The following is an 8,758-nucleotide window of genomic DNA, read 5'->3' on the forward strand; positions in this document are numbered from 1 at the left end:
AGCGGGCGGCCCCGGCGTGCCGGAGGGGCCTCGCGCCCCTCCTCCGCCCGCCTCAGGCGGCGCCGAGCCACAGGTCGGGGCCGAACACCTCGTAGTGGACGTCGCGGGGAGCCACGCCGGCCGCGATGAGCTGGGCGCGGGCGTCCCGCATGAACGGCAGCGGCCCGCACAGGTACGCCACCGCGCCCTGCGGGATCTCCACGCCCGTCAGGTCCAGCCGGCCGGGACGGGCGCAGCCGCAGTCGCCGGCCTCGTACCAGAAGATCCGGTCGGCCTCCGGCAGGGCGTCGGCCAGGCGCTCCATGTCCTCGCGCAGCGCGTGGTGCGCCTTGGCGCGGTCGGCGTGCAGGAGCAGCACCTTCCTGCCGGAGCCGGACAGCGCCAGGTGCTGGAGCATCGCCGTGATCGGGGTGCAGCCGATGCCCGCGGAGACGAGCAGGAGCGGCGCGTCGCCGTCCTCCAGCGCCACGTCGCCGAACGGCGCCGACAGGGTCAGCTCGTCGCCCTCCTTGACGGTGGCGTGCAGCAGCGTGGACACCTCGCCCTCGGGCAGCTCGTCCTCGCGTACCCGCTTGACCGTGATGCGGCGCAGGCCGTCCTCGCCGAAGCCGGACAGCGTGTACTGGCGGAGCTGGTGGACGCCGTCGGGCATGCGCACCTTGACGCTGACGTACTGGCCGGGGCGGGCCGGGGGCACCGGCTCGTCGCCGAGCGGCGCCAGCACCAGCGACACCACGTCGGGCGTCTCCTCGCGGCGCTCGACGACGCGCCACTGCCGCCAGGTCTCACCGTCGCGGGCGCCCGCCTCGGCGTAGATGCGGGCCTCCATCGCGATCAGCGCGCCGGCCATGAGCCAGTACACCTCGTCCCAGGCGGCGGCCACCTCGGGGGTCACGGCCTCGCCCAGCACCTCGGCGATCGCGCCGAACAGGTACTTGTGGACGATGACGTACTGGTCGTCGGTGACGCCAACCGCCGTGTGCTTGTGGGCGATGCGCGACAGCAGCGCGTCGGGGCGCTCGTCCGGGTTCTCCAGGAGGGCGGTGGCGAACGCGGCGATGGAGCCCGCGAGGGCCTTGCGCTGCTCGCCGCTGCGCTGGTTGCCGCGGTTGAACAGCCCGTCCAGCAGCTCGGGCCGGTCGGCGAACATCGACTCGTAGAACCTCGTGGTGATGGTGTCGAGCGAGGCGCCGACGACCGGCAGGGTGGCGCGGACGATCTCGGCGGTTTCCGCGGACAGCATGACAAGTCCCCCTCAAGGTAAAATTGGTATCTGAAATACATATTATTCGGCGGATCGGGTGGTCCTACGCGCGGGTGCCCCTGTCAGCGGTGAACGGGGAGATTCAGCAGCACGGGGCCGGTGGGAGAGTCCACCAGCGACGCCACCGTCACCGTGTCGAGCGAGGCGAAGAACGCCTCCTGCGCCTGACGGAGCGCCGACCGCAGGCGGCACGCGGCGCGCAGCGGGCACGGCGGGGCGTCGTCGCACCCCACCACGTCCCCCGCCGACTCCAGCTGCCGCGCCAGCACGCCGACCGACGCCGACCGGCCCGCCTCCGTGAGCTGCAGCCCGCCGCCACGTCCCCGCCTGGCCTCCACCACGCCCAGCTCGCTCAGCCTGGCCACCGCCTTGGCCGCGTGCGTGTACGGCACGACGAGCGCCTCCGCCACCTCCCGGGTGGTCAGCAACTCGTCCCTGCCGGACACGGCCAGGCGCATCACGATGCGCAGCGAGATGTCGGTGAAGGCGGTCAGGCGCATGCTTCAAAGGTAGGCGCTGCGCCGTCATGACCCGTTCCCGCCCGTGAACCCCGCCGCCGGCCCCGCCTCAGGACCGCCGCCACACCCCACGTCCGAACCGGCGCCACACCCCACGTGGGAACCGGCGCCACGCCCCGCCTCACGACCAGGACCGGCGCCACACCCGGCGTCCGGGCCGGCGGCCTCTGCCGGCTCCCGATCGGCCCTGCCGGCCGGGGTGGCGTTCTCCTCCCGCCCCCGTCCCTCGGCCGGGTCGGCGAAGCGCAGGAGCAGTTGGGCGTGCCCGAAGCGGCCTCCGGAGCCGAGGGGGCCGTGGCCCTCCCCGGGGTCGGCGGGCGCCGGCAGCACGCCGTGGGCCGCCGCCGTGAGGAGCACGCGCTGGAGCGCCTGCCCCGCGCGCAGCCAGTCCCGGGGCCCGTCGCCCCTGGTGAACAGCACACCGCCCTCGGAGCTCCACCCCACGACGTCCGGCGCGGGGCCCCGGCCGAGCGCGCGGCGCGCCGCCCGCCCACCCACCAGGAGCAGCGTGGCGCCCTCCAGGTGGGCGGCGGTGACCAGTTCCACAAGCACGGCCCTGCCGTCGCTCGCGCCCGGACCGTGCGTGCCGGCCGCGCCGCCGCCAGACGGCATCCCGCCGGGTGCGGCGTCCCGACCGCGCCCGGCCTGCGCCTCGTGGCCGAGGACCGCGTACAGCCTGCGTTCCTCCTCGGAGGGCGGGGCGCTCTTCTCCGCCCGTACGAGGGCGGTCACCCCCCGCTCCGGCCCGGCGTGCGGGGCGGGCAGGACGCGGGCGTCGTGGCCCGTCATCCTGACCGCCAGCCGCAGGTTGAACAGGGCCGATCCGAAGGCGATGCCGAGCCGCCTGCCGCGCGGGTCGGCGCAGGCGCGCCGCCTGTCGGCGTCGGCGCGCAGTTCCACCGTCGCGTCGTCGAGCCGCCTGATGCGCCACGGCAGCGCGTCGTGCGCCACCGTGACCGACCGCATCAGCGTGCGGAGGCCGGCGCGCGTGGCGAACGGCTTCGGCATCGGTGTCCCTCGTCTTCCCCGTCGTGCCCCGTCCGGGCATGCGTCATCGAGCCTCTCGCTCGACCAGGGCAGGAAGAAAGGTCTTTGGTCCCGAATCGCCGGACCGTTCGTCAGTCAGGCTCCCGCCTGGTCGCGGGCCGCTGCTGTACGGGGTGATCGACGGGAGCGGCGCCGACCTGGGCCCGAGAGCGGCCCGGTGGCCGGCCGGCACTCTCAAGCCTGCGCGACCGCCTCGTCCCAGCGCCTGATGGCTCAGACGGCAGCGCGCCGCCACGCGCCGCCACGCAGGCAGGGCCCATCAGCCCGCGCACAAGCGGCTCGCACCGGGCTGCGGCGTCCACTTCATCACCGTCAGCCCGTGAGGGCGTTCCGGGCCGTCGCCGTCACCCCGTGACGGTGTTCCGGGCCGTCGCCGTCACCCCTTGACGGTGTTCCGCGTCGTCGCCGTCGCCCCGTGACGGTGTTCTGTTTCGTCGTGGTCAGTCGGTGGGGGTGCTCTGTTCGGCGTCCTCCATGCGGGCGTGGAGCACCTGCTCGTTGATCTCCAGCTCGTTGATCAGCCGGAGCGCCGCCACCAGGCCGTGGCCCACCAGCCCGTTCGCCGTCTCCCCGTACTCGACCTGGAGGAGCGCGTCGGGCGCGCGGTCGTCGTGGACGCGCGGCCCGGGGTCGCCCCAGGTGCCCTCGGCGCCGGGGGGCGTGAGGAACGCCACCGCGTGCGCCTTGGCGCGCGGCACGGTGAGGGTCAGCAGCTCGCGCTGCACGCGATCCAGCATGACGCCGTCGTCGGGGCCGCAGAACAGCAGGGCGCGCAGGACGTCCTTGACCTCGCCGAGCAGTTCCTCGCCCTGGGGCGAGCGGTGGGCGGGGCCGAGCAGCAGGCCGCCCTTGGCGGGCGGGTCGACGAGCAGGCCGCATTCGCGGAGCGCGGCTCGGTCGAGCGCCGAGTAGCGCTCGGCGAGTGCGGCGAGGGTCTGCTCGTCGAGGCACAGCTCGCGCGTCCTGGCCGCACGCACGCCGCACTCACCGTCACCTTCCTCCCCGGCCTGCTCGACGCCGCTCTCCTCGACGCCGCTCCCCCGCATGCGGCTCTCCTCGGCGCCGCTCTCCCCGTGCTCCTCCCGGACGGGGGCGGGGATCGGCGCCGTCGTGTCGGCGTCGCCGAGCGGTGCGGGGTGCGGGGCGGGGTTCGCGGCCTCCGCGTACGGCAGGGCCAGGTCGAGGAGCTGCTCGACGAGCCATTCGACGGGCTGGCCGAGCAGGCGGACGCGCACCCGGGCCCTGAGCTCGCCCGCCAGCTCCCGTCGTACCTCGGCGACCAGCCGGTCGACGCCGCCTCCCACGGCCCGCCCGGCCGTCTCCGCGGACCTGCGGACGGACGCCTCGGCGGCGGCACGTGGAAGCACGACGTCGCGGGGCCGGGGGGCGGGTTCGGATGGAGTGCTCATGTCCGCTGACCGTAGGCGGCCCCGCCCGGCGTCACCACCGGCTTGCCGAATCGCCCGCAAAAGTCCCCGGGGACCCCGCAGGTCGGCTTGGCCGTGGTTCCTTCCCTGTGAGACCTGGATCGCTCGTGACCCGCGCGGGTCGTCGACCTCCCCCGCCGGGTCACGAAGTGGACGCGCGGGAAGAGGTCGGCGCTCCAGGCCGTCGCAGGCACGCCCGGACGCGCCCGGCGGCGCGGGCGGCACGCGCAGCCCCGGCCCGCCGGGCGGGCCCGGCGGGCCCGGCGGGCGCGGCGGGCGCGGCGGGCGCGCCTATCGGGCGCGGCGGGCGCGCAGGACGTACGCGGCGAGCACGGCCACGCCCGCGAGCGCCTGGGCCGCCATCAGCGAACCGTCGCCCATCCGGCCTCCCAGCAGGGCGGCGACGGCGGGCAGGCAGCCGATCAGCGCGACGTCGAGCCCGGTGAGCGCCCAGAACAGCGGCCCGGTCGGGATGGCGCCGCCCGGCGTGTCGATGATCGGCATCGAGTGGTCGACGGGACCCCTCCTCGCCATGCGCAGGGCCCCGGCGGCGAGCGCGGGGGCGACCGCGGGCCCCCACAGCCAGGAGGTCGCGGGAAGCGTCCCGGTCAGGGCGAGCCCGGCGAACGCGGCCGCCGCCCACGCCGCCGCGAGCAGCGCGGGGAGCAGCGCGCGGGCGGCGAGCGCGGGGCCGCGCCCGACTCCGGTCAGGCGCGCCAGGCTCGGGTTGTCGCCGTCCCTGCGCGCTCCCGCCGTGCCGGAGGAGGCCGCGGCCAGCGCGCCCGCCAGCACGCCCACCATGCCCAGCGCGGCCGTGGCGGACACGGCGCCCGCCTGGGCCAGCACGGCGGGCAGCGCCGCGGCGCCCGCGACGAGGGCGAGGCGGCCGGGACGCCGGGCCAGGCGCAGCCAGTCCTGCCAGGCCAGCGCGAGCGGCCCGGGGAGCGACGGCCAGCGCCTGGAGCGCAGCCTCCTGGCCCGCCAATGGTTGTCCTCGGCGATCCAGGTCAGCGCCCCGGGATCGAGCCGCACCGCCGCCGTCGCGACGTGGCCCGCCCGGGTGGACGCCGCGAGCAGCGCCCGTGCCGGTATCCGCCCGAGGGCCGCCAGGGCCCGGCGGACGAGGAGACCGCAGGCCAGCGCGGCGGCCCCGGCGGCGGCGCCCAGGACGGCGGGCGGGGCGTGCGCGGCGGCCGAGAGCGCCGGCCGCGCCTGCCCGCTCGCGGCGACCAGCGCCAGCACCACCAGGACGGCCACCCCGGCCGTCACCCAGGACTGCCACGACGCCGACGCCTGCGCCAGCACGGCCAGCGCCATCCCTCCCAGTGTGGCCGAGACGCCCACGACCAGCGCGGCCAGCAGCCGCCACACCAGGTGGTCGGGCGCGCCCAGCACGGCGGCCAGCCCCAGCCCCAGCAGCAGCCCGGCGGCCACGGCGACGGCCAGCAGAAGGCGGGCCGGCCTGGCGAGCACGCCGCGCCGGTCGAGCGGCGAGAGCAGCAGCCAGGACGCGTCGCCGCCGGACACGGAGACGGGACCGGCGGCGCGGGCCAGCGCGAGGTACCCGGCGCAGGCCAGCAGGACGAGCGCGGTGCCCGCCCCGGCCCGCGACGGGTCGGTCGCGCCGGCCAGCCCGCCGAGCAGGGACGCGATCGGCCGCCCCACCACCGCCGCGCCCATGACCAGCCCGAACCCGGCGACGTACCGGTCGAGCAGGCTGGCCGGGGCCCGGCCCCGCGAAGCGATGAACGCCCTGACCTCCTTGACCGGCCGGGCGCCCCCGTCGGCCTCGGCGGGCCTCATGCGGGCACCCCGCCGGTGGCGGGCGACACCTGCCGGCCGTGGGCGGCGAGCAGCGGGTCGTGCGTGGCCATGACGACCGTGCCGCCCTCGGCCGCGTACGCGTCGAGCAGCCCGGCCAGGCGCTCGCGGAAGGCGGCGTCGAGGCCGCGCTCGGGCTCGTCGAGCAGCAGCAGGTCGCTGGGCCGCAGGAGGGTGGCGGCCAGGGCGAGGCGCTGGCGCTGCCCGGTGGAGAGGTTGAGCGGGGGCGCGTCGGCGCGCGACCGCAGGTCGAAGACGTCGAGCGCGTCCTCGACGGTCAGCCTGGACGGCCCGGTGTGGACGGCGCTCATGAGCTCCAGGTGCTCGCGGGCGGTGAGGCCGGGGTACCAGGCGGGCTCGTCGGCGAGGAGCGCCACGCGGCGCCAGAAGGGGCCCTCGTCGGACGGAGCGGCCCCGAACACCTCGATGGTGCCCTCTCCGGCGGGCTGCAGCCCGGCCAGGCAGCGCAGCAGGGTGGACTTCCCCGACCCGTTCGGGCCGACGACGGCCACGATCTCCCCGGCGGCGACGGCGAGCCGGGTGCCGGTGAGGACGGGGTTGCCGCCCAGCTCGACCGTCAGGCCGGTGACAGTGATGATCGACTCGTACACTGTTCGAGCCTACCGGGCGTCCCCGGTTCGCGCGGTCACAGAATGGGCGTCCATTCCTTGAGGAGCGCGATCTCGTAACCGTGCACGGCGGTGTACGGGTCGGCTCTCAGGATCTCGCGCAGCTCGGCCTCGCCGGCCACCTCGTACACGTGCAGCGCCCCGCTGTCGTCGGCCCAGGGCCCGGCGGTCACCAGCCGGCCGTCCGCCTGCAGGGCGCGCAGGTGCTCCCGGTGCGCGGGGCGCGCGGCCAGCCGCCGCGGGTCGCCGTCGAACGCCATCTGAAGAACGAATCTCGTCATGCCACGCACGGTAGGCGGCGGGCGGGCGGGACTTCAGCATCGCGCGGCACCGCCGTGGTGTATCTCCGGATACATGACGTACGAACTGGCCGACCTGCCGATGTTCCGCGAGCTCGGCGACCGGCTGGAACCCCTGGCCAGACGCCGCCGCTACCCCGCCGGGCAGGTGCTGTGCACCGAGGGCGACCCGGCCGGGCAGCTGATCGTGCTGCTGGCGGGCCGGGTCAGGGCGAGCAGGGCGGGGGTGGACGGCCGCGAGGTGGTGCTCTCCGTCGAGAGCGCGCCGGTGGCGTTCGACAAGACGGCGCTGCTGCTGGACGGCCCGCACCGGGCGACGCTCACCGCGCTCACGCCGGTCGAGGTCTGCTACCTGCCCGCGGGGGCGGTGCTGGAGGCCGTGGCCGCCGAGCCGGCGGTGGCGTCCCGGCTGCTGCGCACGCTCGCCACGACCGTCAGGGAGCTGGACGAACGCCTCACCGACGTCGTGGTGCTCGACGTGCCGGGCCGGGTGGCCAAGTGGCTGCTCCGGCGCGCCGCCGACGGCCCCGTACGGCTCGACGACGGGCAGTCGGGCCTGGGCGCGGAGATCGGGGCGACGCGGGTGAGCGTCAACCGGGCGCTGCGGTCGTTCGCCCGCCGGGGCCTGATCGAGACGCGGGACGGGGAGATCCGCCTGCTCGACCGCGGGGCGCTGGCCCGGATCTCCGGCCTCCCGCACTGATCTCCGGACAGTTGCGCCATATACCCCATAGGGGTATATGGTTGGGGCGTACCGAATGAGGAGGTTCTCGTGGAGCACAGGGGTCACCAGCACGCGGCGCACGGCCAGGACGCGGCCGAGCAGCACGGGCAGCACCAGGGCCAGCACCAGGGCCACGCCGCGCCGCACGATCACGGGCACCACGCGGCCGCCACACAGGAGGCCGCGCACGAGGCAGGCCACCACGCCGGCCACCACGCCGGCCACGCCGGACACGGCGCTCAGCATGGCGGCGGGCATGCGGCGACGTGGCGGATGGCCGCGCTGGCGACGTTGCACTGCCTCACCGGGTGCGCCATCGGCGAGGTGCTGGGCATGGTGATCGGCACCGCCGCCGGCCTGCACAACGGGGCGACCGTCGTGCTGTCAGTGGCGCTCGCGTTCGTGTTCGGCTACGCGCTCACCATGCGCGGCGTGCTGCGCGCCGGCGTCGGCTTCCGCAACGCGCTGAAGGTGGCGCTGGCCGCCGACACGGTGTCCATCGCGGTGATGGAGCTGCTGGACAACGCCGTGATGGTGGGGGTGCCCGGCGCGATGGACTCGGGGCTCGGCGACCCGCTGTTCTGGAGCGCGCTGGCGGGCTCGCTGCTGGTGGCGTTCCTCCTCACCACACCCGTGAACAAGTGGCTGATCTCCCGCGGCAAGGGCCACGCGGTGATGCACGCCTACCACCACTGAGCCCTCCCGGCGGGGCGGTGGCGGTCAGGCGAAGCGGCGCAGCCGCAGGCTGTTGGTGACGACGAAGACGCTGGAGAACGCCATCGCCGCACCCGCGATCATCGGATTCAGCAACCCCATCGCGGCCAGCGGCAGCGCCGCCACGTTGTAGGCGAACGCCCAGAACAGGTTCCCCTTGATCGTCGCCAGCGTCCTGCGCGACAGCCGGATCGCGTCGCCCGCCACCCGCAGGTCACCGCGCACCAGCGTCAGGTCCGACGCCTCGATCGCGACGTCCGTGCCGGTGCCCATGGCCAGCCCCAGGTCCGCCTGCGCCAGCGCCGCGGCGTCGTT

The 8,758-nt window shown here is 76.0% G+C and carries 9 protein-coding genes and 1 pseudogene; 2 read left to right on the forward strand and 8 right to left on the reverse strand.

Features of this window, described 5'->3' with window-relative positions:
- Positions 1-52: 52 nt before the first annotated feature.
- From BMX74_RS41060 to BMX74_RS41090, 7 genes are all read right to left on the reverse strand, one after another.
- Positions 53-1,243 carry a globin domain-containing protein gene (locus tag BMX74_RS41060; protein WP_055501466.1) on the reverse strand — a complete coding sequence of 397 codons (1,191 nt, stop codon included), beginning with the start codon at positions 1,241-1,243 and terminating at the stop codon, positions 53-55.
- An 83-nt stretch (positions 1,244-1,326) separates the two neighbouring features.
- Entirely contained in the window at positions 1,327-1,764 is a 438-nt protein-coding gene (locus tag BMX74_RS41065; protein WP_055501465.1) for an RrF2 family transcriptional regulator, read from the reverse strand.
- Positions 1,765-1,788: 24 nt separating this feature from the next.
- Positions 1,789-2,790, reverse strand: a complete 1,002-nt coding sequence (locus BMX74_RS41070) for a nitroreductase family protein (RefSeq protein WP_091105834.1) — start codon at positions 2,788-2,790, stop codon at positions 1,789-1,791.
- Positions 2,791-3,269: 479 nt separating this feature from the next.
- Positions 3,270-4,238, reverse strand: a complete 969-nt coding sequence (locus BMX74_RS41075) for a hypothetical protein (RefSeq protein ID WP_143078950.1) — start codon at positions 4,236-4,238, stop codon at positions 3,270-3,272.
- A 309-nt stretch (positions 4,239-4,547) separates the two neighbouring features.
- Positions 4,548-6,059, reverse strand: coding sequence for a DUF6297 family protein (locus BMX74_RS41080; protein ID WP_091105838.1), 1,512 nt, complete (start codon positions 6,057-6,059; stop codon positions 4,548-4,550).
- Positions 6,056-6,688 carry a heme ABC exporter ATP-binding protein CcmA gene (gene ccmA / locus BMX74_RS41085; RefSeq protein WP_055501461.1) on the reverse strand — a complete coding sequence of 211 codons (633 nt, stop codon included), beginning with the start codon at positions 6,686-6,688 and terminating at the stop codon, positions 6,056-6,058. The genes BMX74_RS41080 and ccmA overlap by 4 nt, the downstream gene beginning before the upstream one ends.
- A 35-nt stretch (positions 6,689-6,723) precedes the next feature.
- Positions 6,724-6,987, reverse strand: coding sequence for a YciI family protein (locus BMX74_RS41090; RefSeq protein ID WP_091105840.1), 264 nt, complete (start codon positions 6,985-6,987; stop codon positions 6,724-6,726).
- Positions 6,988-7,060: 73 nt separating this feature from the next.
- Here BMX74_RS41090 and BMX74_RS41095 point away from each other — a divergent pair, with 73 nt between their 5' ends.
- Complete coding sequence (locus BMX74_RS41095; RefSeq protein ID WP_055501459.1) at positions 7,061-7,708, forward strand: Crp/Fnr family transcriptional regulator; 648 nt, start codon at positions 7,061-7,063, stop codon at positions 7,706-7,708.
- Positions 7,709-7,777: 69 nt separating this feature from the next.
- On the forward strand, positions 7,778-8,425 hold the full coding sequence (locus BMX74_RS41100) for a DUF4396 domain-containing protein (RefSeq protein ID WP_256257603.1): 648 nt from the start codon (positions 7,778-7,780) through the stop codon (positions 8,423-8,425).
- 24 nt (positions 8,426-8,449) lie between these two features.
- On the opposite strand, the pseudogene BMX74_RS41105 reads toward BMX74_RS41100, so the two are convergent.
- Positions 8,450-8,758: pseudogene (locus BMX74_RS41105) on the reverse strand (heavy metal translocating P-type ATPase); the annotation flags it as partial.

Origin of the sequence: Nonomuraea pusilla (genome assembly GCF_900109355.1) — a bacterium.
GTDB classification, from domain to species: Bacteria; Actinomycetota; Actinomycetes; order Streptosporangiales; family Streptosporangiaceae; genus Nonomuraea; species Nonomuraea pusilla.